Raw genomic sequence first — 23,320 nt, 5'->3', positions numbered from 1 at the left:
GCTGGTTGGCTGGCTTAAAACCTAGCGCGTGAAATGACGCCCCACGCTATTCAGCGCGCTTGATAGGATGACGAACCACGGTCTTAAGTTTCTCCGGTGCGCATTTGCGTGGATCGGAGAGATAGATTTCGTGATGTAAACGGGTGTCTGAGAAGTCGGGAACATAGCCCAGCTCGGTCGTGTATTCATGCATAGCGTCTACGGTCGCCGGTTCGTTGTCGTAGGGCCCGGTGTGCATACATTGAACGCAGAGACCCTCGTCAACTTTAAGCAGTTCGACGGCGGAAAAGTCCAGTTTCTTTTTGGTCGTGGCTTCCGCGACTGCCCAGCCAAAGTCATCTCGGGTGACGAAATCGGGCAGGCGGATGCACGAGATAAAGTTGAAATTGTCCTTGCGTACATAATCGATGTCGCCGCTCGGGGACTCTTGCCACCAGAAACCCTCGAGCGGCGGTACCACAAAGTCGAAATAGCCCTCGATACTCCTTGAGCCTTTCTTCGACATCTTGACGGTATAGGCGATGCCGTAAAGTAGCGGCAGGGCGTTTTGATACTCGCCACCTTCGGTATTTGGGTCACCCTTTCCGCGAACGGCAACGTAGCTCATAGGCGGGACAGTTACGATACTCGGCTTGCTTGCAGGTTTGTAGAGCTCCTTGCATTCCTTCTTAAAGTCGAACGCCATGTTGGCCGCCTTTCTGCGTATTGGCCTGCTTAGATAGTTGAATCATATCATAGAAACGAACAACTGTTCGAATGATTTGGCTGACAGATTGAGATGCGTGCGTTGTGTTTGGCGGTCGGCCTGACCCCGTTGATGATTTCTCGGCCTCCCCGGCGCCCTATCTATAGCTGCCGTTTCCCCATATAAAACCTGCCAAAATAAACCTGTCCCTTTTTGGTAGGTGGGAAATGGGTAATACTAAAGAGTTATCCGACCAGATGGGAATTAATCGATGGCCTATATCGAATTCAAAGACGTCATCAAAGCATACGGCGAGGGCGATGCCCGCATTCATGCGCTCGACGGCGCGAGCTTTACCGTTGAGCGTGGCGAGCTTGCCATTATCCTGGGCGCTTCGGGCGCCGGTAAAACCACGGCGCTCAATATCTTGGGCGGCATGGACACGGCAACTTCCGGCACCGTGACGGTGGACGGGCGTGACGTGAGCTCCGCCAACGAGGCACAGCTCGTGGAATACCGCCGCGCCGACGTCGGCTTTGTCTTCCAGTTCTACAATCTGGTCCCCAACCTGACGGCGCTTGAGAACGTCGAACTCGCGGCGCAGATCTGCCCCGATTCGCTCGATGCCGAGCAAACGCTTCGCCAGGTTGGCCTGGGCGACCGCCTCGCTAACTTTCCGGCGCAGCTTTCGGGCGGCGAGCAGCAGCGCGTGTCCATCGCCCGCGCACTGGCAAAGAACCCCAAGCTGCTTCTGTGCGACGAGCCCACGGGCGCGCTTGACTACAAAACTGGCAAGCAGATCTTGCAGCTGCTGCAGGATACCTGCCGCAAGCAGGGCATTACGGTCATTATCATCACCCACAACTCCGCGCTCGCGCCCATGGCCGATCGCCTGATTCGCTTTAAGAATGGCTGCGTGGAGAGCGAGACGGTCCAGCAAAATCCCGTGCCGATCGAGACGATCGAGTGGTAGCGCCCATGGACCAGGACCGCCACAACAGCCAACGCCGCGATGCGCAGAACACGGAGCGCGAGCAGGATTTTACGACCTACCGCACTGCCCAAAGCTCAAACGATATGGTGCCGATGGTTTTTCGCCGTGGCATCTACCGCACAATCCGAGGCAGTCTTAAGCGCTTCTTATCCATCGTCGTAATCACGGCGCTCGGCGTGAGCGTGATGTGCGGCCTCAAGGCGGGTTGCGAGGATCTGTGCGATTCGGTCGATGCCTATTTTGACCATCAGAATGTTTATGACATCAACGTGCAGTCGACCTATGGTCTGACCGATGACGATCTTGCGGCCATTCAGGAGGTCGACGGCGTCGAGACGGCCGAGGGCATCTATACCGAGACCGCCTATACCGCCGTGGGTACGACGCGCGAGCGTGTCGTCGTACAGAGCCTCTCCAAAGAGAATATTGACCAACCGGTGCTAGTACGCGGCGAGCTGCCCGAGACTTCGGGCGAAGTGGCAGTGACCTCACGTTTTTTGAAGGCTTCGGGCAAGAAAATCGGCGATACGGTGAGTTTTGCCGCCAATGACGCGAGCTCGTCGAACCAAAGCGCCAAGGACCAGTTTGCCGATGGGGACTACACCATTACGGCTGAGGTCCTCGATCCCACTGATGTGAGCTCCGACTCGACAGTCAACGCCTTCCGTGCCGCCTCGGCCGCGGACTACAAGTTCTACGTGAGTGAGGATGCCGCGACGTCGTCGTCCTATTCCGCGATCCACGTGATCGTCGAGGGAGCCAAGGACCTCAACTCCTATTCCGATGCCTATACGGCAAGGATTAACGAGGTCAAGGGCAATATCGAGAAGATTCGTGACGAGCGCGAAAAAGCGCGTGCCCAGGAACTGACGGCCGATACGCCGGCGAGCTTGGACGCGGCCGAGCGTCAAGCGAACATGGTCTTTGGGATTGAACAGGACAACATCAACCGTATGGCCGAGGGCAGCGAGGAGCGCGCCCAGGCTCAGGCCGATTTGGACCAGCGCCGCGCCGCCGCCGACCAGCAATTCGCCGATGCCCGCGCCGAGATTTCCGACCTTGGCGAATGCACCTGGTACATCCAGGACCGTGGCAACATCGCGAGCTACTCGAGCGTCGAGAGCGACAGCTCCTCGATCGAGGCCATCGCCACGGTCTTCCCGTTTATCTTCTTTATCGTCGCTGTGCTCATTAGCCTTACCACTGCCACGCGCATGGTCGAGGAGGAGCGCACACTCATCGGTCTGTACAAGGCACTCGGCTATTCACGCGGGCGCATCCTGTCCAAATACGTGGACTATGCGCTGTGGGCGTGCCTGATCGGTGGCGTGCTGGGCAACGTCATCGGATTTGTGGGCCTGCCGCTGTTCCTGTTTACGGTGTTCGACGACATGTACTCGCTGCCCCAGATGCTGCTTTCGTACGACATTGTGTCCTCAATCGTCTCGGTGGCGCTGTTTGCCGTGGGCGTGGTGGGCGCCACGATTATCGCCTGCCGCCACGAGATGGCCGAGACCCCAGCCTCGCTCATGCGCCCCAAGGCTCCGCGCGCCGGCTCGCGCATCTTGCTCGAGCGCATCGGCTTTATCTGGCACCGTATGGGCTTTTTGAACAAGGTCGCTGCACGCAACCTATTCCGCTATAAAAAGCGCGCCTTTATGACCATCTTCGGAATTGCCGGCTGCACAGCGCTCGTGATCTGCGGTATGGGCATCCGTGACACGTCGGTGGCGCTTTCGCCCAAGCAGTACGGGCATATCACGCGCTATGACCTCCTGGCGGTCGCCAATCCCGACGATTTTTCGAAGACGTGCGCGGCATTGGATGAGCGCAGCGCAGCCAAGGATTCCGACGTGACCGTGACCGCGACGTTGCCGATTATGACCGACAACGTTTCCTTTACATTTGGCGGCAAGAGCGAGACCGTGCAACTGATCGTGGTGCCCGATGACCGCACGAACGACCTGGACGACTACGTGTGTCTCGAGGACGAGTCCAAAGAACCACTCGCCCTGCGTGACGGGGATGTGTATTTGAGCAAGAGCTCTCAGCTGGTGCTGGGGATCAAGCCGGGTGACACGGCTCACGTCCAGGATTCGTCGCTCAATGTTGCCAAGGTCAAAGTCAGCGACATCTCGCTCAACTATCTGGGCAACACGCTTTACATGACGCAGGGCACCTATGAGCGCGCGTTCGGTCGAAGTGCACGCCTTAACGGCGTCTTTGTGCTGCTTAAGGGTTCGTCGGCCGACCAGATTGCGTTTAGCAAGAATCTTAAGAGTGACGGTTGGCTTACGATTTCGAGTACGGCCGAGCATTGGGAAAACTATGAGGCGAACTTTACGATTATCAATTCGGTCGTGGTGCTCGTGACCTTTATGGCGGCGTGCCTGTCGTTTGTGGTGGTGTTTACGCTGTCTAATACGAATATTTCGGAGCGCGAACGCGAGCTGGCGACCATCAAGGTGCTGGGCTTCCGTCGTGGTGAGGTACACCACTACGTTAACAAGGAGACGCTGATCCTCACGGCGATTGGCGCCGCGCTGGGCGTGCCGCTGGGTGGCCTGCTTGCCGAGAGCTTTACGTACATCCTGCAGATGCCGTCGCTGTACTTTGACGTCGAAGTCGAGCCGCTGAGCTACGCGCTTGCCGTGGTGCTTTCCTTTGGCTTTACGATCATCGTCAACCTCGCCACCAACCGAACGCTCAACAAGATCGACATGGTCGGCGCCCTCAAGAGCGCCGAGTAACCTGCCAAAAAGGGACAGGTTTATTTTGGCAGGTTTTATCTGGGCAAACGCCGGACAACCATTGTCGCTGCCACAATGACAGGATAGGGAACAAGGGCATTTTCCGGGTAGCCGGGTTCGTTACCATTCGTCCCATTCATCAGCATTTTCCTCCAGATATTTTCTTAATTTCTCAAAAGAGCTTGTCCGCCTGTACTGTATCGTGCTTCTCGACGTGTTGAACAGCTCCGCAATCTCGGTGTCGTTCATTCCCTCGAAATAGTACAGGAGTACGGCTTTGCGCTTTTCTTCCGGCAAAGTACGGATTGCTTCAAGAAGCAGCTTCGGCGTGATTTTCTTCCCGGTTTTCTCAAAGACGGTTTCGGCGGTTTCCCGTTTGAAATATTCATCAAAGGTATGAAGCTGCCGCGCTTCGTCTAAGGGCAAATCGGAAAAGGTGACTTCCCTTGCCTTATGCCTGTGCAGCTCCCTGTGAGCGTCACACGCTTCATTGTGCAGCACCGTATTACAAAACTTCTGAAAAGCACATTGTTTGTAAAACTCCCTGCTATTAGGTTCCACATTCTCACCTCCTTTCTCGTTGGAAAGTTGGTGGTGCTTCCCCCTTTTCGCGGGGCAATACGGCGTTTTTGAAAAACGCCGAAGATTTTTTGAAATTTTTTCAAAAAGATTTTTTGAGCAGCAAAATACGCCTGTCCGAAAAGCCCGGACAGGCGTATGGGTATTATAAGCAGTATTTAGATGATTAGACAGTTCATAGTCAAGGGTAGAGAGGTTCCCGGCGGTGGTCGGGCTTTTTTTGATATGTCAATGACCGTCGGATTTTGTCGATAGGGTATGTGCTTCATGGCGGCTACCTCCTTTTAGCCGCCGCTTTTAACAGTGATACCGCGTCATTTCATTAGAAGATAAAAAGAAACGGCGGCTTTGGTTTTTCAAAGCTGCTGCGGAAATCAAAGAACGACAAGCAACAGTTCTGATTTTGCTCCAATATGGTTATTGGGGGCACAAATTAAATCAAAAAAGAGCCGATAACAGCAGTATTTCAAACTGCATATTATCGGCTCTGCGTCTGTGCGTCTGGCTCTTTTAATTAAATTATTTTTGTTGTTTTTTGGCTTTATTATATGTATTAGCTAACTGTCCACAAGCTGCTTTAATCTTTCTACCATGAGAAACTCTCATGGTAACTTCAAGTCCTGTTTGCTCTAATTGATGTTTGAACGCAACCATTTCTTGTTTTTGTGGTGCTCTAATTTTTGAATTACTCGTCGGGTTGTATTGCAGCACGTTAATCATAACATTTTTGCCCTTAAACCATTTTGCAAGTTGCCTTATATCTGAGGAACGGTCATTTATACCTGGTAAAAGCAAATACGCAAATACCACTTTTCGATTATGCCTTTGTGAATAGGACAATGCTTGCTTAACAACATCTTCAATAGCGTACATGTGCATATGAGGAATGATGCAGTTTCTCGCAGCCTGTGTTGCTGCATGTAAAGATATTGTCAACTGAATTTTTAGATGTTCTTCGCGCAATTTTTTTAATTGATTAACTGGACCAACTGTTGATACGGTAATGCCGTCGGTTGGAAAGTTAAGTCCATTTCTATCTCGAAGAATATGGATTGCTGCAATCAAGTTGTCGTAATTGAATAAAGGTTCTCCCATTCCCATAAAAACGATACGATTTACTTTTTGACGTATCAATATGACCTGCTGCACAATTTCAGATGGTGTTAGATTACGAACGAAACCATTGCGTCCGGACTCACAAAAAATACAACCAACAGAACAACCAACTTGCGTACTTACGCAAACAGTCCCACCATCTCGCCGTTTAATAAAAACCGTTTCGATATACCTGTTGTCTTTCAATTCATAAACATACTTTTCAGTATCGCTACTTTTATAGACTTTTTTTGTTGATATTGATAGATTTTTTTTGTGAAATGGCTGTTTATACAATTCCGCATATAAGGCTCTTGCTTTATCCTCTCCAATTACTTCCGACATTTCTTTGTAAGTAAATCCGTATGGGTCATTCAATATTTCCGTAGGTGTACTTTTAGGTAAGTGTTTCATTTAATATCCTTCCTTTTGTTTTTCAGAGTTTTTGATTATGATTTCTAATTTTTCAACATCAATGATATGTGTTAATTTACATTTAGGGCAGAAAAGAGGAAAATTTCTTAATACCGTATTATAAAATACTTGAACCCTCGTCTTTCCGTTACAAATTGGACATTTTATCCAATATTTTTCAAGCATATTATTTCTCCTTTTGTGCAAAAAAATACAGGTCAATTCTCAACATGAGCATTGACCTGCATTTATACATATAACACTACAACAAAATTAAGGCATAGTTTTTATACTATGTCTATACATCGTTAGTTTTGTTGTATAGCATACGCAAAATAAGCATGACAAAAAAGCCCATATTGAAAATGGGAAAAATCTTTTTTGATTTCAATGCTTATCGAATACGCATGCTATGTAACATAAACATTTCCCCCTTTTAATAATACTATACAAAAAAAGCGGCTAATTGTCAACATATACATATGAATTATTTTGGCTAACTGATTGAATTGTGTAGACATATCCAAGAAGAAAGGGGAACAGTAAAATGTAAGAGGGTGAATAACTATGGCAAAAAGACCAGTACCACGATACGACTTCAAGGCTTTTGGGGCAGCGATAAAGGCAGCGCGTGAAGGACGCAAAGAGAGCCGCAAGAAAGTAGGCGACGAAATGTTTATCTCGCCGCGTTACCTTGCGAACATTGAGAACAAGGGGCAGCACCCAAGTTTACAGATATTCTTTGAGCTGATACAGCGTTACCATATATCCGTAGACCAATTCCTGTTAGACACGCCCGCCGCAAAGGACACGCAGCGGCGGCAGCTTGACGCGCTCCTTGACGATATGAGCGATACGGGCATACGGATTGTGACCGCAACGGCAAAAGAGATTTCCGAAGTCGAAAAAGAGGGCGAATAGGAATGTCCGGCTTAAAACTGAACAGGATTTAGAAAGCGTTGTAATCTTTTTTTGAGATTGCAGCGTTTTTCTTTTGCGGAAGTTTGGCAAAATCGCTTTTTCTCCGTAGTAAGGGATAAGAGCCTAAAAGATAAAAACATTCGTAGCAAGCATAGGAAGCGGGTACCCACTTCCGTATTTTCGCCCTCCCGCGCTGCGGCGCGTCGGTTGAAAATTGCTTGTTGGGAAGTGTCCCAAACCCTCGGAACGGAAAGGAAAGGAGCGAACACATGGACGGACGCAAAAGGACGGTGCAAATCAAATTCAGAGTGACGGAAGCGGAACGGGATTTAATACTGGAAAAAATGAAGCTCGTACCCACCCGGAACATGGCGGCATATCTGCGGAAGATTGCCATTGACGGGTATATCATTCAGATAGACCACGCCGACATAAAGGCAATGACCGCAGAGATACAGAAAATCGGTGTCAACGTCAACCAGATAGCACGCCGCGTAAACGCGACGGGGAACGCATACCAAGAGGACATAGAGGAAATAAAGGGGGTGCTTGCGGAGATATGGCGGTTACAAAGATTAAGCCTATTAAAAGCACTCTAAGCAAAGCCCTTGACTATATCGAAAACCCGGACAAGACGGACGGGAAAATGCTTGTGTCATCTTTCGGCTGCTCCTATGAAACGGCAGATATTGAGTTTGAATATACCCTGTCGCAAGCACTCCAAAAGGGGAACAATTTAGCCTTTCATCTGATACAGTCCTTTGAGCCGGGGGAAGTCGATTATCAGAAAGCCCACGAAATCGGGAAGCAGCTTGCCGACGCGGTAACAAAGGGGCAGCATGAGTATGTACTCACGACGCACATTGACAAAGGACACGTCCACAATCACATTTTTTTCTGCGCCGTAAACTTCGTAGACCACCACAAATACAATTCCAACAAAAGGAGCTATTACGGCATACGGAACATGAGCGACAAGTTGTGCCGGGAGAATGGCTTGTCCGTCGTCGTTCCCGGCAAGGGCAGCAAGGGAAAGAGTTATGCAGAGTACCAAGCAGAAAAGACGGGCACAAGTTAGGTGGCCCGGCGTTTGCCCCGTTTTGCTGGGGATGTCTGTCGTTCAGTGCTCTTACTGGCCAATCCAGTGTTGCGCATAGCTCTTAATGTCCTCGGTAAAACCGTCAAGGTCATCAGGGGTGATCACACTGTCGATAAGCAAATTGGCTATCTCGCGGTGCATTGTGCTGCGGCGAATGTCGTTTGCAATTACGCCTGAGGACAGCTTGTCTCTATTGAGGCGCTCTTCTAGTGCCCAAAATCTACTGGACGCTTCGCTGTCGCCGTTCAGCATCTCAACGTACTGGCCGATGAGCTTTTCCATATAACGTTCTTGCCATTGAGGAAGCATTTTCTTAAACAGCTTCCAGTCGCTTTCGGCTACGTCGCGCATATGTCCTCCGCTCGTCAAACGGGCTTTCCAGTTGCCTTTCATTCTATTTGGTTTTCGCTCGCAGGCGTGGATGAGAGGCTCCCTTTAGCCTTCGAGATTGGGCTTGAATGGGTGGTATGCCACAAAATGGGCCTATCTACTACGTTTGCTACCACACCCTCGACCATGACAAAGATTATGAAATTAAAACCGCAGGTAGAGGGCTTGTCAATTTTCAAAAAAGCGGGTATGGTCGGCCCTCTCGAGTTAAACGTAGTAAATAGGCCCTTTTCTTGGCGCGCGGTCAGCTCAATGCTAATCTCCGTGCCGGAACTGACCCAGTTGTTTGTAAGTTGCGGTGATATACGGACTGTTTTGGCGCTTTGGAGCCTCAAAACAGTCCCTATATCACCGCAACTTGAAAGGGGCGGGCGGTGTCGGATGAGTGGCGCTGGCTGGTTGGGGTGGTTTAGGCCTGTTTGCGGCACTTCCATTGTTTGCGACACCAGCGCATGAGCGCCTTTACGATGGGAATCGTGATGAGGATGGCCCATGCGGGATGGGGCTGCCCCAGGCAAAGCCACATATAGAGAAACCATGCAATGGCGGCTGCTGGATAGACGCATTCAATGAGCTTTGACAAATGGCGTCGATCGATAAAGTCACCAATTGCGTAGTAGACGGGAACCAAAAAGACGAGGAAAAGCCCCATGCCCCATGTGCCGTAGACAATGCCGAGCGCCAGATAGGCGAGAGTGACAAGTGCGGGGAAGGGAAACTTGTTCCATGCACGTCCGACCTTGGTGTGGAAATACTTGCCATGATGGTCGAGCTTGTCGTGTGCTTCCTTCCAGCTGGAGAACGTCTCGCCGTCGATGGTGACGGTGCCGTCGTCATTGGTACGCACGCTATGTCCATCGTCCTCAAGCGTATCGATATGCACGCCGCCCGGCCCCACATGCACCTCTTCGCCCTTGCGCTTGTTGGTCACATGGATGCCGCTCCAACCAACATGGACTTCCTCGCCTTTATTGGGATCAATGACGTGGATACCGCGCGCGAGGGAAATATCGATAAGTGGTTTGTCGCCGCAATCGGCGTGCTCGGCAGAATCCTCAGCCTCGTCAGCCACATCCGCCGTCTCGGTGTCGGCGCTACCGTCCTTCAGGTCGACGGCATCGTTGGCCGCCTCCCCATATAGCAGCTCGTCCAACGACACGTCATACAGCGCGGCGAGCGCAATGAGGTTATCGGTATCGGGTGAGGACTCGCTGCGCTCCCATTTGCTCACAGCCTGGCGGCTTACGCCCAGCTGGACAGCAAGCGCCTCCTGAGAAAGCCCGGCAGCCTTGCGGCGATCGACGAGTCGCTGCGCCATCGCAAGATCCATGGTGGTTCCTTTCGTGTGGTGACCATAATCGAATGAGGCGAGTATGCCGAGAACAACCGGTAGCGACCACCATTTCTAGTTAGAATCTGCCCCAACCCTACCGCAACTACCGGTAGCAACCATCATGACCAGCAATTATGTGACAAATGTCAGTGCGCGCAACAGCTAAGAGCCCGGCTCAAAAGTTGCGGTGGAATAGTTCCTAAATTCAGCCATTTGCGGGCTAAGCAGGAACTATTTCGCCGCAACTTAATTTCGGCCGAGGTTATTCGTCGCCGAAGCTGATGCCCAACGCCTTGGCCTCGCGCACCAGATCGCTCTGGGGGTCGACATATTTGAGCTTGCCGGCGACCTCCTCGAGCGGCATGTGGCACATCTTGCCGTCACGCAGGGCAATCATGTAGCCAAACTCGCCGCGTAGGCAGCCAAGCGCTGCCTCGACGCCGCACTGGGTCGCAAAGATGCGGTCCTGGGCGTCGGGCTGGCCGCCGCGCTGCGTGTGGCCGGGGATGGCGACGCGGGTCTCGCGACCGGTCTTGGCCTCGATCTCCTTGGCGATGTCGTACACGATTGACGGGCTCGTACGCTCGGCGAGCTTCTTCTTGTACTCCTTCTTGGACAGCGCCGCGTCCTCCTTGGAGATAGCACCCTCGGCGACGGCTACGATGGTAAAGCGGCTGCCGGTCTCCATGCGATGCTCGATGGTCTTGATGACGTTATCCATGTCGTAGGGGATCTCGGGAATCAGGATGACGTCCGCGCCGCCCGCGACGCCGGCATACAGCGGAATCCAGCCAACCTTGTGGCCCATGATTTCGATGACAAACACGCGACCGTGGCTCGAAGCGGTGGTGTGGATGTCGTCGATGCACTTGGTGGCGACGTCGATGGCGCTCGTAAAGCCAAACGTCAACTCGGTGCCCCAGGTGTCGTTATCGATGGTCTTGGGCAGGGCGATAACGTTGAGGCCCTCTTCGCGCAGGCGGTTGGCGGTCTTGGTGGAGCCGTTGCCGCCCAGCATAAACAGGCAGTCGAGCTGCAACTTGTGATAGGTGTGGACCATCGCGGGCACCTTCTCGACGCCGTCGGCCTCGGGAGTATCCAGGCGCTTGAACGGCGTACGGCTCGTGCCCAGGATGGTGCCGCCGCGGGTGAGGATACCGCTAAAATCGGCGGGCGTCATGACGCGGAACCTGCTGTAGATAAGGCCCTGGTAGCCGTCCTCAAAACCGTAGATCTCGATAGGCTCTTCGCTATTGGTCATGAGTGTTTTGACGATGCCGCGCATGGTGGCGTTGAGCGCCTGGCAGTCGCCGCCACTGGTAAGAAGACCGATCCTGAGCATGATGAATCCTTCCGGGCAAGTTATAACATGCGCATAAGTTTACCCCCCGCACACTGTTGATACAGGGGTAAAACGTGTTAGCTCAAATGTATAGAAATGTAAGCAGCGTCAGGCGAGCGTAAGGTCAACGGGCCTGGCTCCTTACAGCGCAAAGGCGTCGACGTCGCCCCAGTGGCGGCGCAGCGTGATGGCGGCAGCGGGCTCAGTGTTGTCGAAGACAACCGACCACTGCGTGTTGCTGGTGATGTCTTCCGGATTGGGCTCTTGCGCTGCAGCGCGTAGGGCCTTCCAAGCGACTGCCTCGTCTTGGGCGCCGGCATGGGCGTCGAGGACATCGGCGATTGCGACGGCGCGCTCTTTACCATGGCCCAGCTCGCCATTCTTTTGGTTGGGCAGCACTTCGTCGCCATAGCAGGCGTAGAAGTTCGTAACCTGGCGTACAGGAGTCGCTTTGAAAGCGCGGTCCGGATCGCGCGGATCCCACTCTACTACGCGCGCGTCACCGGCGGCGTCGTTGATAAAGAAGTGGTAGTCGCGTCCGGCCATGGCGTGCATGTCGTAGGCAGAAAGCAGGTCGACAGCCTCCTGCGTGGTGGCCGCGCGGTCGAGCACCAGGCGGATGGCGAGCGAAGTGTTGATGACGGGGCGCTGCGTGTCCTGGTCACAGGGTTTGGAATCCAGGGTGAGCACGGCAATGGACACGCCACATTCGTTGACGCCGTCGAGCTGGGCAAACGGGCCCATCAACGCCGCAGCGCGTCCGCCGACGGAGTCAAGCGGAGTGTTATCGCCCAGGTTGTTAAGGGCGGCAAACCCGATGGAGGCATAGCTGCCGCGTGGGTGATTGCGCACCAGCAGCGCCGAGGTGTCGTCCTTAAAGTCGTAATTGCGACCGGTGCGCACGCGGCCTTCGGCATCTACGGCGACAAAAGCGCTGCAGGCAAACTGGGGTGCCTGGACATGTGCCGGCACACCGGGCAGCACCTGTGCCACCACGGCATCGATGTATGCCTGGTCATCGCGCACGCCAGCGGCGATGATGCGATCAAGATCGTAGTCGTAGGCGATGTCGATTGCGTACAGGTCATAGCCATCCGCGTTGCCGGTCAAGCGTTTGAGTGACGCGGCGGACTTGATTTGTTTGTGATAAACGATACCGGTGGCAGCAGCAAGGCCGACGGCGACTCCCGCGACACCGCAGGCGATGGCAATGTTGCGTGGCTTCATGACGGCTCCTTTCGTCCTGTTAGCGTAATTGTCGCAAAAGGAGTGCGGACATGATGGCACAACTTGGCGAGCGGCGCGGGATTAAACATGGAATGAAAGGTACGACATTGGCGTGGCGGGGTATGCTGGAGGAGACCATCAACCCAGTGAAAGGGGAGAGCATGACGGATCAGGAAACGCCCGAGCGCGCGCATGTGACGGCCGACGATATCGAGGCCGCCAACGACCTTATCGACTTTATCGAGGCATGCCCCAGCATGTTCCATGCGGCGGCGACTATTATGGCCGAGCTCGACGAGGCGGGCTTTACCTACCTGCCCGAGAATGCGGCGTGGGACATCGAGCCGGGCGGGCGTTATTACACGCAGCGCAACACTTCGAGCGTTGTTGCCTTTAAGGTGGGCGAGGACCTGGCCGCGACGTGGGGCGAGGACGGCGTTGTCGGTGACTATCATTTTCAGCTCACGGCGTCACACAGCGATTCGCCGACGTTTAAGGTCAAGGCTGTGCCCGAGCTCGACGGCGCGGGCGAGACGCTGCGCCTGAACACCGAGGCCTACGGCGGCATGATCGACTACACCTGGTTCGACCGTCCGCTGGCACTCGCGGGCCGCGTGCTGGTACGCGAGGGCGACCGTATCGAGAGTCGTTTGCTCGCTACCGAGCGCGAAGTCGCCATCATCCCGAGCCTTGCCATCCATATGAACCGCGGCGTTAACGAGGGCTTTGCGCCCAACCGAGCCGTTGACCTGTGCCCTCTCATCAGCGCTGGTGACCTTAAGCAGGGCGACTTTGACGCCCTGATCGCCGACGAGCTGGATGTTGAGCCCGAGCAGATTCTGGGCCGCGATTTGTTCCTGGTCAACCGCCAGGATGCGCGCATTTGGGGCTGGGCCGACGAGTTTATCTCGACGCCCAAGCTCGATGACCTGGCATGCGCCTATACCTCGCTGCAGGCATTTTTGGGTGCCGAGAACGTGCATGACGTTTCGGTCTTTTGCTGCTTTGATAACGAGGAGGTTGGCTCCGAGACCAAGCAGGGCGCCATGTCGACGTTCTTGGCCGACGCGCTGCGCCGCATCAACGGATCGCTGGGCTTTGATGACGAGTCGTATCATCGCGCCCTTGCCGCATCGATGCTCGTGAGCTGCGACAACGCGCATGCCGTGCACCCCAACCACGCCGAGAAGTGCGATGCCCGCAACCAGGTGGTGCTCAACGGCGGCATCGTCATCAAGGAAGCCGCCAACCAGCACTACTGCACCGATGCCTTTAGCCGCGCGGTGTTCCAGGCTATTTGCGACGACGCCGACATGCCCACGCAGGCCTTCGCCAACAAGAGCGATATGGCGGGCGGCTCCACGCTCGGCAATCTGTCCAATATGCAGGCGAGCATGCATGCCGTGGACGTGGGCCTGCCGCAGCTTGCCATGCACTCGAGCTACGAGACCGGCGGCGTGCGCGACGTGATGTACGCCATCCGCGCCCTCACGGCTTTCTACGAGCGCAACCTAACCATCAACGGCGCCGAAAGCGTGGAGCTCTAAAACCTACCAAAAGGGGATGTTAATTTTGGTAGGTTTTATCTGGGCGAATGCAAAGGGTGAAACCGAACTAGATCGGTGATACGTGGCCGCCGAGGCGCAGTGTGCCTCGGCGGCTTTTTGTGTGCAGAGTACGGCTAATGCTTATAAATGCTATACATGCTTTACGTATCTACCATAGAGTTCTATGATAATTATAAAGTATTAAGGAGGGGTCATGACCACAACAGCCGCTCAGATCAACGTACGTCTCGATGCCGATCTTAAAAGGAGCGGCGACGCTGCCCTCTCCAGGGCCGGTATGACGCCGAGCCAAGCGGTGCGAGCGCTCTGGCAGCTTGCGGCGTCGCTGGCCGATCGCCCCGGTGCGCTCGAGGATATCCTGCTGCCCAGTCGTGCCCGGGCGGAACAGCGCGAGCGCGAAAAGGCCGCCAAACGCAAACTCGAACTCATCGATCAAGGATCGAAGCTGTTCGCTGCTGCTTGCCGTGAGTCGGGAATCGATATGGTCAAGGCTCAGCCATCGGACGACGAAGAGCTCAAACGGAATGCCTATGCGGATCGCTATGGCGAGGAGATGAGCTGGCTTAATGAGTGAGGCTCCAAAGCGCATCTTGGTTGACACCAACGTGTGGCTCGATTACTTCATTCCCTCACGACGTGGTCGTTCGGTGGCGATTGAGTTTTTACGCGATGCATGCACGGCGCAGGTGGATTTGCTGTATGCGGTGACATCGTCCAAAGACCTGTTCTATTTGATTTCAAGCGAACATAAGGCATGGTATCGGCGCGAGCACGGTTCGCTTTCCCAGTATGCCGCTACGGTAGCGACTTCGCTTGCATGGGATTGTCTTAGCGTGCTGTCGCAGCTTGCCACGCCAGTGCCCTGTGACCTGAGCGACATATGGATGGCGAGCAAGCAGCGTAATCTCCATAGCGATTACGAAGACGATTTAATCATCGCTGCGGCAATGCGCGCAAAGGCAGATCTCCTGGTCACCAACGATGCCAAACTCTGTTCACACGCACCCGTTGCAGCAATGAGCGTAGAAGACGCAAAGAATTACTTAGCAACGCTCTAGCAATTTGAAGATCCCGCAGGTCGAATAAAAGTCAGCGAATGCCCCCAGGCAGGGCCGCGCCAGCCAGTCCCTACAGGTTGAACAAGAGTCAGCGAGAGCCCGTCTGGGCGAGCAAGGTGCCTTGAAACAAGGCGGCATTGACCTTCTGGTCATGCCGCCGAAGTTGAAAGGCAGATTGCCGCCCAGACGGGCTCGCAGCGTCGGCTCATTACGCCGTTTGTAAAACGGCGTAATTCTTAGTGCTCGATCCAGCAGCGCAGGGTCTCGCCGGCCTGCGGGTGACGCAGATTCTCCGCGGCGATGTCGACCACGTTGTTGAGCGTGGCTCCCAGGTGGAACCAGCCGGAGACGTGCGGCGTGATGAGCATGTTGGGCGCATCCCACAGGGGGCTTGTCGCAGGCAGGGGCTCGGGGTCGGTGACGTCGACCGCAGCGCCGGCAAGATGTCCCGACTCCAGGGCGGCAACCAAGTCGTCGGCGACCACAAGATCGCCGCGGCCGCCGTTGGCAAAGAAGGTGCCCGGCTTCATCGCGGCGAAGAACTCGGCGTTCGCCAGGCCGCGGGTCTCGGGTGTGCTGGGCATAAAGGATGCGACGACGTCGGCCTCGGCCAGGCGCTCGGGCAGGGCGTCCATGCCGTCCATGTCCTCAAACACAATGGGGTAGACGAGCGGATGGCGCTTGATGCCGCGGACGTGCGCGCCCATGCTGCGGCAGAGCGTGGCAAAGTGGCCGCCGATATCGCCCGCGCCCAATACCAGCACGTTGGCGTTTTTGAGCGAGGTGACTGGACCCAGGTCTTCCCAGCGATGCTCGCGCTGCAGGTCCTGGTAGCCGGGCAGGCGCTTCATCATTGATAGCACCATAGCAAACATGTGCTCGCTCACGGCCTGGCCGTAGGCGCCCACCGAGCAGGAAAGCTTAGCGTCGGCTGGCACGGTGCCGGCGGCCAAGTAATCGTCATAGCCGGCGGTCTGCAGTTGCAGCAGCTGGAGGTGCTCGCATACGGTAAGCAGGGCAGGGTCTATGTTGCCCAGGATCACGTCGGCATCGGCGACCTGCTCGCGCGTGATGGCGTCGGAGCTCGTGTAGATAAAGTCCTCGCCCGGAGCGCTCGACTCAAGAATTGCGTGATGACGGTCGTTGACGGGCAACAAAACCAGGATGTTCACAAGCAGTCCTCTCCGCTCAACCTACCAAAAAAGGGACAAGTTTATTTTGGCAGGTTTTATCAGGCAAAACGTTCAAACAAAACGCCGGATGCAAGACGAGCGTGCCCGTCAGCATCCGGCGCATCCACGGCTACCAGCTCAGCAGCTCGTAACCATCCTCGGTCACCACGAGCTGTACCTCGCACTGGGCCGAATCGCTGCCGTCCTTGGTGCGCACGCACCAGCCATCGCCCTTGCTAATCTTGATGTCGGGCGCTCCGGCATTGACCATGGGCTCGATGGTAAAGACCATGCCCGGAGCCATGATGGTGTCCACATCGGGCGCCTCGGTGGTAAAGCCCACAAACGGGTCCTCGTGGAACTCCTTACCGATGCCGTGTCCGCCGTACTCGCGCACCACGCTAAAGCCGGCGTCCTCGACCGTCTTTTGCACGGCCTCGGCCATAACGGATAGCGGCAGCCATGGCTTGACGGCCGCCAGACCCGCCTCCACGCTGGCGCGGGTGACGTCGACCAGGCGCTGGCGCTCGGCCGAGACCTCACCGATGCAGAACATGCGGCTCGAGTCGCTAAAGTAGCCGTCCAAGATCGTGGAGCAGTCCACGTTGATGATGTCACCCTCGTGCAGCACGTCCGTATCGCAGGGGATGCCGTGGCAGACCACGTCGTTGATCGAGGTGCACACGCTCTTGGGGTAGCCTTCGTAGTTGAGGTCGGCCGGCGTGCCACCGTGCTCGATGGTGTAGTCGTAGATCATCTGGTCGATCTGGTTGGTTGTCATGCCCGCGGCGATGTGCTCGCCCACGTAGTCGAGCACGCCTACGTTGATGGCTGCCGAACGCTTGATGCCCTCGATATCGGCGGGCGTCTTGTAGAGCGTGCGGGGCAGAACCTCCCAGCCCTCCTCCCACAGGCGCTCGAGGCGCTCGTCGAAGGTGCTGTGGCATTTCTTATATTTTTTGCCGCTGCCGCACCAGCAAGCATCGTTGCGGCCGGGCACGGGTCCTTTGTCATACATGGCTAACTTCCTTTCATTCGCAGCTAGTATAGCCCACCCACGCGTCCATAAAAGTTGCGGTGATATAGTTCCGATTTAAGCGGTTTAACAGCACAAATAGGAACTATATCACCGCAGCTGATGGGGCGGGATGGCAGCGCTAGCTGCTGCGTGGTTTTGCTAGTAGCTCACCTGGCAGGGAATACCGAGGGCTTGGACGCGCGCGGCAATGGCGTCGAGCACCTCGGGCGCCGCTTTAGCAAGGCCGGCGACCGGTGTCTCGCGCGCCACCGTGTAGATGGTCGCTTCTTGCGGGCGAATGCGCTCAAGCGCCGCGAGCCAGGGGGCAACGTACTCCTCGCCGGTGTTGTCGATGAGCTTGCCCTGGTACTCGCCGGTCAAAAAGATCGTCTGGATAATGACGTGGCCGTTAAAGCTCGCGAACGTCTCGATCTGGTGCTCAACGTCATAGGGACCGACGGGCTGGTCGAGCAGCTGGATAAATGCCGGGTCGACCGTGTCGAGCTTGAGGATGTTGTCGTCAACCATCATGAGCGCATCGTGCACGGCTGGCTGGTCGGCGCGCGTACCGTTGGAGAGCACGGCGATCTTGGAGTTTGGGGCAAGCTCGTCGCGCAGCGCGACGGCACCGGCAATGGCCTGCGGAAACTCCGGTGCGGCGGTGGGCTCGCCGTTGCCTGCGAAGGTGATCACATCGGGGAGCTCGCCCTCGGCTGCCATCTCGCGCAGCTTTGCCTCGAGTGCATCGAGCACCACGGCAGCCGTGTTATACGGCTCGTGGCAGGGGCGCTCGGCGTTGAGGCCGTTTTCGCAGTAAATGCAGTCGAACGTGCAGATTTTGCCGCTGGCCGGCATCATGTTGACGCCGAGCGAGAGACCAAGGCGACGGCTGCGAACGGGTCCAAAGATGGGGCTGGCATTCAAAAATGTAGACATAGGCATATGCTCCTCAAGACTATTGCGCCTAAGCATAGCATCGGCTCCAAAGCGAGGTGCGGGCTCTTGCTTTACAAGTTTCGTTTTTTCACGTCGCTCATGATGCCGTGCCATGAAAAGCCTCGGGTCGGGTACAGTTAATCTGTTAACAAGTCGTAAGGCAATGCGGGACCATTCAGCCGTGCTGACGTGCAATTGGATGGGCATTGATGATGGGGGCACAACATGGATTTTACGGTCGAGAATGCAGGCACCACGATTGCCTGTCGCGAATATGCCGGCCCGGATGTGTCGCCTGATACTCCTGCCTTGGTGTGCGTGCACGGCGCTTGTGTTGACGGCACATTTTTCGACGGCATCGCTTGTGAGCTCAGCCGCAACTACCGCGTAATTGCCTACGACCGCCGCGGCTGTGGTGGCAGCAGCGAAGCGGCAGACGGCAGCTATGATCTTGCCGCTCAGGCCGCCGACCTGCAGGCCGTGATCGAACACGTTGGCGCTCCGACAAGTGTGCTTGCGCACAGCGCCGGTACGTTGGTAGCGCTGGAGCTTCTTCGCACTGAACCCCATCTCGTCGCCCGTGCGATTCTGCATGAGCCGGCTGTGTCGGCCGAAGGCGTCGGCATGGGCGCAGCTCCGGTTTTGCTCGATATGATTGCGGCTGGAAAGGTTTCAAGGGCGCTCCGGCTTTTCTTGGGAGCCCTCGGCGACTTGGACCCCGAGGCTCCTGGAACGACCGAGGCAGAAGCCAAGCATGCCCTGCGCAACGGCCGCAGTTTCATGGCAAACGAATACGGGATTACTATGACCTGCGTTCCCGATTGGGATAGCGTTCGCGCGTCGAAAACGGTGGCCGCCGTGCTCCTAGGCGAGCTCTCGATTGGCACGCCCCGCGAGGCTGGCACGCGAGCGGCTGCCGAATATCTCGATTGCCCTCTCGTGACGATCCCGGGCGCGCATAACGGTCTGCGCGATCGCCCGGCAGCGGCTGCCCGGGCTGTCCGTGGCATCCTGGGGCTCTAGCATCCGCAATAGCCAAAGCAGGCTTCATCCGCAAACGTTTCGGCCGTATTAACAAACGTGCTCAAAACCTCGCGTCTGCGGCTTCAATCGCGCCGTCTGCCAACTCATAAGAATGTGGCAGCATTCACGTACTTACCTGCATCGACAAGGTGTTACCCTTGTAACATTTGGAACCCACCGCTCCATGCGAAACTATCGAAAGGGCCCCATATGCTCAATAATCACGAGGTCAATCTAACCGACGAGGAGGCTGCCGTCGAGGTCGCCCGCGTCGCGAAGACCTACCCCGTGGTGCGTTTGCTGTCGGCCGATCAGATTAAGAGCGAGCCTAACTGCTTGCTCGCCGGCGATCGCTGCCCTTGTCTGCGTCAGTCGAGTCTTGAGGCTTTGGCAGACTCCGATGAGGTGTCGGAGCAGCTGCTCAATGATGGCACTGAGTACCGCGCCCGTCTACGCCCTCTGAAGGTCGAGGGCGAGCCTCACGTCTTGCTGATGGTGCGTCCGATTGATGAGCAAGAGGCCGCGGAAGAGGACCTTGTCTACACCGACGTGCTGACGAGCGTGCGCAATCGCCGATATTACGAGGAAAAGCTTCGCAGCGCCCGCATGAATGCCGGCGTTGCGATGATCGACGTTGATGATTTTAGGGCCTTCAACGATACGTGTGGCCGTCATGCCGGCGACCTTGCGCTCGGTGCTGTGGCGACAGCCATACGCAGCGGAATTCGTTCGACTGACGAGCTTGTGCGCTATGGCTGCGACAAGTTTGTGGTCGTCATGCCCAATATTCCCTCCGATGACTTCACCCGTCGCCTGCATCAGGTGTCCGATGCCGTTCATTCCACGATTATTCCGGGCCATGAGTACGTGAGCTTGACGGCATGTGTTGGTGGCGTTCGCATTCATGGCGAGACGGTCGATGAGGGCGTTGGCCGCGCTGCTCAGTTACTGAGCCGCGCTAAGGCAAAAGCCGGTACGGTCGTGACCGATGCCGATTCCATCGAGGCCTTCCAAAGCGAAAAGCCTTTGGTGCTTATCGCCGATGACTCCGAGATGAACCGAGCCATTCTCAGCGAGATGCTCAAGGACGAGCATTGCATCCTCGAGGCCGATAACGGTCGTGCGGCGCTCGACATGGTCGACCGCTATGGCGATGAGTTGTCGCTCGTGCTGCTGGACATTGTGATGCCGGGCATAAGCGGCTTTGAGGTGCTGGCCGATCTGTCGCGCCGATCGGGTATCGATAATCTGCCTGTCATCATGATTTCGAGCGAAGATTCCGATGATGCGGTTCTGCGCGCGTACGAGCTGGGCGCCTCGGACTATATCAACCGCCCGTTTGACTCCCGTGTCGTGCGCCGCCGCGTAAGCAACACCATCCGCCTGTACGCCAAACAGCGCCGCCTGACGAACCTGCTGTCCCAACAGTACAACGAGCGCGTCAAGAACAGTCGCATGCTCATCGACATCATGGCCGGCGTCATGGAGCTTCGCAACGGCGAGAGCGGTAGGCACGTTACGAACATCGAAAAGCTGACCGAGCTGCTGCTTGGCTGTCTGGTCCAGCGTAGCGGCACGATCTCCCTCGACAATGAGGAACGCTCCACGATCGCCCTGGCTTCGGCGCTGCACGATATCGGCAAGATGTCGATTGACGATGCGATCCTCAACAAGCCCGGGCGCCTCACGCCCGAGGAATTCGAGATTATGAAGACGCATACCACGATTGGCGCCAACATGCTGCTCGAGCTGGGCAGCCATCACGCCGGCAATGCGCTTTTGGAATATGCGTACCAGATTGCGCGTTGGCACCACGAGCGCTGGGACGGCAGGGGTTATCCCGACGGTCTTAAGGGCGACGATATCCCCATCGCCGCACAGGTGGTTTCGGTGGCCGACGTGTACGATGCGCTGACGAGCGTGCGCGTGTACAAGGATGCCATCCCGCACGAGGAAGCGATCAAGATGATCCTGGACGGTCAGTGCGGCACCTTTAACCCGCTGCTGCTCGACTGCCTGCTCGAGGTGCAAGACCGCATTGCCGAAACCTTGGCACGCCCCGCCGACGTCGTTGCGTTCCCCACGATTTAGTTTGAACAAAGGAGTTTTTAATCCATGATTTCCATGCGTGAGGCGTATGAGAAGATCGGCGCTAATTATGATGACGCGTGCGCTCGGCTGATGGGCGGGGAAATGCTTGCCCGCTTTGCCCTCAAGTTTTTGGATGACGAGAGCATGGACAAGCTGGAGGCCGCCATGGCGGCAGGAGACGCCGAAGGTGCGTTTATGGCAGCGCACACGCTCAAGGGCGTGAGCCAGAACCTGGGATTCGATAATCTGTACGAGCCGGCGGTCGTGGTGACCGAAGCGCTGCGCGGCGCCGATGCCGTTGACGGCGCTCGCGAGGGAATGCATGCGTTGCAGCAGCAATATGCGGCTACGATGTCGGCCCTGCGCGAGGCGGCCGAGTAAGAGGCTGTGAGCCTTGATGACTATGAGCGTGGATAATCTCCCGTTTTAGGCCCGGTGGCGGCCTCAAAGTGGGAGATTATCCACGCTCGTTCGATACGTGTCCAAAAATCCACTCTCACCCCTTCTGATTAGTGAATGGCCTATGCGCACTGGCGGGGCTTTCCGCATGCAATCCATATCGTTGTTCGATAAACTGTTCGAATAACGATAGAACCGATGAGGGTGAGTGTATGTCCAACAGCGTTCAGCGTATGGCCAAGGCGGGCGAAAATATCAGGAAGCTTGGTTTTTGCATGGCAGCCGTTTTTGCAGGGATGCTCGTTGCTTTTGCCGCGTTGGTTGTTTACGTGATCTGGTATGCGGTTGCAAACGTTGCTTCTGTCGATTCTTTCGGTGTCGTGACGCTTCTCAATGGCGGGTGCATCGTTATCCCAAGCGGACTGTGCCTGGCACTCGTCGTGGGTATTTCGCTTGTCGTTTTGTGCGGGATCAGCCGTAACATCTCGCGAGGCGTCTCGCCCTTTACCAAGACGCATGTGTGGCTTATCCGTGTTCTCGCGCTTGCCTTTGCTGTTAACGCCGCGGTTTCGCTTGTTGGTGCCTATGGATCGGTCAATCTCACCATTGGCGGACTGGAGCTTTACATCGTGCCTCATTCCTTCGTTATTGAGATTTGCCAAGGCGCTACCTTTGATGCGGGGTCGTTTATCGGCGCAGTTGTCTGTCTGTTTATCTCGGCGATCTGGAGTTATGCCTCGCTGCTCCAAGAGCAGTCTGACGAGCTTGTGTAGGAGGAAACATGAGCTATCTCATCATCGAGCTTGAGACGCAGCTGCTTAAGACCGGAAAGACCAGTGCTGATCTGATTCGAGCGACGGGGCATACTCCGGCTAATATTTCAAAGCTTAGAAACGGAAAGATAAAAGCTATTCGCCTAAAGACGCTCCTCGATATCTGTGATGAGCTTGATTGTCAACCGGGAGATATTATTCAGCGCGTGAGTGAGAAAGAGCTTGAGGAGCTTATTGTTGAGCGTGCAAAAAACGTTGTGAGGCAGATGCGGGACGGCGGAGGCAATGAGGCGTCGCTTCCGACATCAGTCTTTGCTGTCGATTTGAGCGACGAGTAGCTTAAGGCGAACAACTAAAACGAAATATCAGCGTGAAGGGACCCGTGTCTAACACGGGTTCTTTCTTTTAGATTATCTTGACAAATATGAGTTATCGAAAAACAATAACAACTAT

23 protein-coding genes and 2 pseudogenes are annotated in these 23,320 nt (G+C 55.6%); 13 read left to right on the top strand and 12 right to left on the bottom strand.

The window, feature by feature from the left end:
- Positions 1-46: 46 nt before the first annotated feature.
- Positions 47-685, bottom strand: a complete 639-nt coding sequence (locus CHY22_RS02850) for a GyrI-like domain-containing protein (RefSeq protein WP_089572341.1) — start codon at positions 683-685, stop codon at positions 47-49.
- 271 nt (positions 686-956) lie between these two features.
- Between CHY22_RS02850 and CHY22_RS02845 the strand changes: the two genes are divergently transcribed.
- Both CHY22_RS02845 and CHY22_RS02840 read left to right on the top strand, forming a co-directional pair.
- Positions 957-1,658, top strand: coding sequence for an ABC transporter ATP-binding protein (locus tag CHY22_RS02845; protein ID WP_089572340.1), 702 nt, complete (start codon positions 957-959; stop codon positions 1,656-1,658).
- Positions 1,659-1,663: 5 nt separating this feature from the next.
- Positions 1,664-4,429, top strand: coding sequence for an FtsX-like permease family protein (locus CHY22_RS02840; RefSeq protein ID WP_233502816.1), 2,766 nt, complete (start codon positions 1,664-1,666; stop codon positions 4,427-4,429).
- Between the two features lie 62 nt (positions 4,430-4,491).
- Here CHY22_RS02840 and CHY22_RS02835 read toward each other — a convergent pair.
- The 4 genes and pseudogenes from CHY22_RS02835 to CHY22_RS02815 form a co-directional block, all read right to left on the bottom strand.
- Positions 4,492-4,569 (bottom strand): annotated as a pseudogene (locus tag CHY22_RS02835) (helix-turn-helix domain-containing protein); the annotation flags it as partial.
- Entirely contained in the window at positions 4,550-4,990 is a 441-nt protein-coding gene (locus tag CHY22_RS02830; protein WP_089572339.1) for a sigma-70 family RNA polymerase sigma factor, read from the bottom strand. The pseudogene CHY22_RS02835 and the gene CHY22_RS02830, both read right to left, overlap by 20 nt.
- Positions 4,991-5,527: 537 nt before the next feature.
- Positions 5,528-6,517 carry a 23S rRNA (adenine(2503)-C(2))-methyltransferase RlmN gene (rlmN, locus tag CHY22_RS02820; RefSeq protein WP_089572338.1) on the bottom strand — a complete coding sequence of 330 codons (990 nt, stop codon included), beginning with the start codon at positions 6,515-6,517 and terminating at the stop codon, positions 5,528-5,530.
- Positions 6,518-6,703 (bottom strand): cysteine-rich KTR domain-containing protein, encoded by a 186-nt coding sequence (locus tag CHY22_RS02815; protein WP_004607970.1) that lies wholly within the window; start codon positions 6,701-6,703, stop codon positions 6,518-6,520.
- 381 nt (positions 6,704-7,084) lie between these two features.
- On the opposite strand from CHY22_RS02815, the gene CHY22_RS02810 reads away from it, so the two are divergent.
- From CHY22_RS02810 to CHY22_RS02800, 3 genes and pseudogenes are all read left to right on the top strand, one after another.
- Positions 7,085-7,438, top strand: a complete 354-nt coding sequence (locus CHY22_RS02810; protein ID WP_089572337.1) for a helix-turn-helix transcriptional regulator — start codon at positions 7,085-7,087, stop codon at positions 7,436-7,438.
- 269 nt (positions 7,439-7,707) lie between these two features.
- Complete coding sequence (gene mobC / locus CHY22_RS02805) at positions 7,708-8,037, top strand: plasmid mobilization relaxosome protein MobC (RefSeq protein ID WP_002569185.1); 330 nt, start codon at positions 7,708-7,710, stop codon at positions 8,035-8,037.
- Positions 7,998-8,513, top strand: a pseudogene (locus CHY22_RS02800) (relaxase/mobilization nuclease domain-containing protein); the annotation flags it as partial. The gene mobC and the pseudogene CHY22_RS02800, both read left to right, overlap by 40 nt.
- 54 nt (positions 8,514-8,567) lie before the next feature.
- Here the strand turns inward: CHY22_RS02800 and CHY22_RS02795 are convergent.
- The 4 genes from CHY22_RS02795 to CHY22_RS02780 all read right to left on the bottom strand — a co-directional run bounded on the left by CHY22_RS02795 (position 8,568) and on the right by CHY22_RS02780 (position 12,829).
- Positions 8,568-8,888: a hypothetical protein gene (locus CHY22_RS02795; protein WP_089572336.1), complete on the bottom strand. Its 321-nt coding sequence runs from the start codon at positions 8,886-8,888 to the stop codon at positions 8,568-8,570.
- A gap of 448 nt (positions 8,889-9,336) precedes the next feature.
- A complete protein-coding gene (locus CHY22_RS02790) occupies positions 9,337-10,257 on the bottom strand; it encodes a helix-turn-helix transcriptional regulator (protein ID WP_089572335.1) in 921 nt (306 codons plus the stop codon).
- Between the two features lie 265 nt (positions 10,258-10,522).
- Entirely contained in the window at positions 10,523-11,602 is a 1,080-nt protein-coding gene (locus CHY22_RS02785) for an ATP-dependent 6-phosphofructokinase (RefSeq protein ID WP_089572334.1), read from the bottom strand.
- A 141-nt stretch (positions 11,603-11,743) separates the two neighbouring features.
- Positions 11,744-12,829, bottom strand: a complete 1,086-nt coding sequence (locus CHY22_RS02780; RefSeq protein ID WP_089572333.1) for a carcinine hydrolase/isopenicillin-N N-acyltransferase family protein — start codon at positions 12,827-12,829, stop codon at positions 11,744-11,746.
- 161 nt (positions 12,830-12,990) lie between these two features.
- Between CHY22_RS02780 and CHY22_RS02775 the strand changes: the two genes are divergently transcribed.
- The 3 genes from CHY22_RS02775 to CHY22_RS02765 all read left to right on the top strand — a co-directional run bounded on the left by CHY22_RS02775 (position 12,991) and on the right by CHY22_RS02765 (position 15,455).
- Positions 12,991-14,376 (top strand): M18 family aminopeptidase, encoded by a 1,386-nt coding sequence (locus CHY22_RS02775; RefSeq protein WP_233502815.1) that lies wholly within the window; start codon positions 12,991-12,993, stop codon positions 14,374-14,376.
- Positions 14,377-14,590: 214 nt separating this feature from the next.
- Positions 14,591-14,971, top strand: coding sequence for a hypothetical protein (locus CHY22_RS02770; protein WP_089572332.1), 381 nt, complete (start codon positions 14,591-14,593; stop codon positions 14,969-14,971).
- Positions 14,964-15,455: a PIN domain-containing protein gene (locus CHY22_RS02765; protein ID WP_089572331.1), complete on the top strand. Its 492-nt coding sequence runs from the start codon at positions 14,964-14,966 to the stop codon at positions 15,453-15,455. The genes CHY22_RS02770 and CHY22_RS02765 overlap by 8 nt, the downstream gene beginning before the upstream one ends.
- A 236-nt stretch (positions 15,456-15,691) precedes the next feature.
- On the opposite strand, the gene CHY22_RS02760 is transcribed toward CHY22_RS02765, so the two are convergent.
- From CHY22_RS02760 to CHY22_RS02750, 3 genes are all read right to left on the bottom strand, one after another.
- Positions 15,692-16,627, bottom strand: coding sequence for a D-2-hydroxyacid dehydrogenase (locus CHY22_RS02760; protein ID WP_089572330.1), 936 nt, complete (start codon positions 16,625-16,627; stop codon positions 15,692-15,694).
- A gap of 130 nt (positions 16,628-16,757) precedes the next feature.
- Positions 16,758-17,645, bottom strand: a complete 888-nt coding sequence (map, locus tag CHY22_RS02755) for a type I methionyl aminopeptidase (RefSeq protein WP_089572329.1) — start codon at positions 17,643-17,645, stop codon at positions 16,758-16,760.
- Between the two features lie 159 nt (positions 17,646-17,804).
- Complete coding sequence (locus CHY22_RS02750) at positions 17,805-18,581, bottom strand: radical SAM protein (RefSeq protein WP_089572328.1); 777 nt, start codon at positions 18,579-18,581, stop codon at positions 17,805-17,807.
- Between the two features lie 225 nt (positions 18,582-18,806).
- Between CHY22_RS02750 and CHY22_RS02745 the strand changes: the two genes are divergently transcribed.
- The 5 genes from CHY22_RS02745 (at position 18,807) to CHY22_RS02725 (ending at position 23,205) form a co-directional block, all read left to right on the top strand.
- Complete coding sequence (locus CHY22_RS02745) at positions 18,807-19,604, top strand: alpha/beta hydrolase (RefSeq protein ID WP_089572327.1); 798 nt, start codon at positions 18,807-18,809, stop codon at positions 19,602-19,604.
- 210 nt (positions 19,605-19,814) lie between these two features.
- A complete protein-coding gene (locus CHY22_RS02740) occupies positions 19,815-21,695 on the top strand; it encodes an HD domain-containing phosphohydrolase (RefSeq protein ID WP_089572325.1) in 1,881 nt (626 codons plus the stop codon).
- Between the two features lie 24 nt (positions 21,696-21,719).
- Entirely contained in the window at positions 21,720-22,076 is a 357-nt protein-coding gene (locus CHY22_RS02735; RefSeq protein ID WP_089572324.1) for an Hpt domain-containing protein, read from the top strand.
- Positions 22,077-22,306: 230 nt separating this feature from the next.
- Positions 22,307-22,867 (top strand): hypothetical protein, encoded by a 561-nt coding sequence (locus CHY22_RS02730; protein ID WP_089572322.1) that lies wholly within the window; start codon positions 22,307-22,309, stop codon positions 22,865-22,867.
- Positions 22,868-22,875: 8 nt separating this feature from the next.
- On the top strand, positions 22,876-23,205 hold the full coding sequence (locus CHY22_RS02725; protein ID WP_089572320.1) for a helix-turn-helix domain-containing protein: 330 nt from the start codon (positions 22,876-22,878) through the stop codon (positions 23,203-23,205).
- Positions 23,206-23,320: the final 115 nt, after the last annotated feature.

This window comes from Collinsella sp. TF06-26 (assembly GCF_002232035.1).
GTDB lineage: Bacteria > Actinomycetota > Coriobacteriia > Coriobacteriales > Coriobacteriaceae > Collinsella.
Note: the sequence above shows the minus strand (reverse complement) of the source record. Positions and strands in the feature narration are given on the sequence as shown.

What these genes read in the sequence shown, in the direction of transcription:
- CHY22_RS02850 (WP_089572341.1), bottom strand. Translation starts at nt 685, where the DNA reads ATGGCGTTCGACTTTAAGAAGGAATGCAAGGAGCTCTACAAACCTGCA.
- CHY22_RS02845 (WP_089572340.1), top strand. Translation starts at nt 957, where the DNA reads ATGGCCTATATCGAATTCAAAGACGTCATCAAAGCATACGGCGAGGGC.
- CHY22_RS02840 (WP_233502816.1), top strand. Translation starts at nt 1,664, where the DNA reads ATGGACCAGGACCGCCACAACAGCCAACGCCGCGATGCGCAGAACACG.
- rlmN (WP_089572338.1), bottom strand. Translation starts at nt 6,517, where the DNA reads ATGAAACACTTACCTAAAAGTACACCTACGGAAATATTGAATGACCCA.
- CHY22_RS02815 (WP_004607970.1), bottom strand. Translation starts at nt 6,703, where the DNA reads ATGCTTGAAAAATATTGGATAAAATGTCCAATTTGTAACGGAAAGACG.
- CHY22_RS02810 (WP_089572337.1), top strand. Translation starts at nt 7,085, where the DNA reads ATGGCAAAAAGACCAGTACCACGATACGACTTCAAGGCTTTTGGGGCA.
- mobC (WP_002569185.1), top strand. Translation starts at nt 7,708, where the DNA reads ATGGACGGACGCAAAAGGACGGTGCAAATCAAATTCAGAGTGACGGAA.
- CHY22_RS02795 (WP_089572336.1), bottom strand. Translation starts at nt 8,888, where the DNA reads ATGCGCGACGTAGCCGAAAGCGACTGGAAGCTGTTTAAGAAAATGCTT.
- CHY22_RS02790 (WP_089572335.1), bottom strand. Translation starts at nt 10,257, where the DNA reads ATGGATCTTGCGATGGCGCAGCGACTCGTCGATCGCCGCAAGGCTGCC.
- CHY22_RS02785 (WP_089572334.1), bottom strand. Translation starts at nt 11,602, where the DNA reads ATGCTCAGGATCGGTCTTCTTACCAGTGGCGGCGACTGCCAGGCGCTC.
- CHY22_RS02780 (WP_089572333.1), bottom strand. Translation starts at nt 12,829, where the DNA reads ATGAAGCCACGCAACATTGCCATCGCCTGCGGTGTCGCGGGAGTCGCC.
- CHY22_RS02775 (WP_233502815.1), top strand. Translation starts at nt 12,991, where the DNA reads ATGACGGATCAGGAAACGCCCGAGCGCGCGCATGTGACGGCCGACGAT.
- CHY22_RS02770 (WP_089572332.1), top strand. Translation starts at nt 14,591, where the DNA reads ATGACCACAACAGCCGCTCAGATCAACGTACGTCTCGATGCCGATCTT.
- CHY22_RS02765 (WP_089572331.1), top strand. Translation starts at nt 14,964, where the DNA reads ATGAGTGAGGCTCCAAAGCGCATCTTGGTTGACACCAACGTGTGGCTC.
- map (WP_089572329.1), bottom strand. Translation starts at nt 17,645, where the DNA reads ATGTATGACAAAGGACCCGTGCCCGGCCGCAACGATGCTTGCTGGTGC.
- CHY22_RS02750 (WP_089572328.1), bottom strand. Translation starts at nt 18,581, where the DNA reads ATGTCTACATTTTTGAATGCCAGCCCCATCTTTGGACCCGTTCGCAGC.
- CHY22_RS02745 (WP_089572327.1), top strand. Translation starts at nt 18,807, where the DNA reads ATGGATTTTACGGTCGAGAATGCAGGCACCACGATTGCCTGTCGCGAA.
- CHY22_RS02740 (WP_089572325.1), top strand. Translation starts at nt 19,815, where the DNA reads ATGCTCAATAATCACGAGGTCAATCTAACCGACGAGGAGGCTGCCGTC.
- CHY22_RS02735 (WP_089572324.1), top strand. Translation starts at nt 21,720, where the DNA reads ATGATTTCCATGCGTGAGGCGTATGAGAAGATCGGCGCTAATTATGAT.
- CHY22_RS02730 (WP_089572322.1), top strand. Translation starts at nt 22,307, where the DNA reads ATGTCCAACAGCGTTCAGCGTATGGCCAAGGCGGGCGAAAATATCAGG.
- CHY22_RS02725 (WP_089572320.1), top strand. Translation starts at nt 22,876, where the DNA reads ATGAGCTATCTCATCATCGAGCTTGAGACGCAGCTGCTTAAGACCGGA.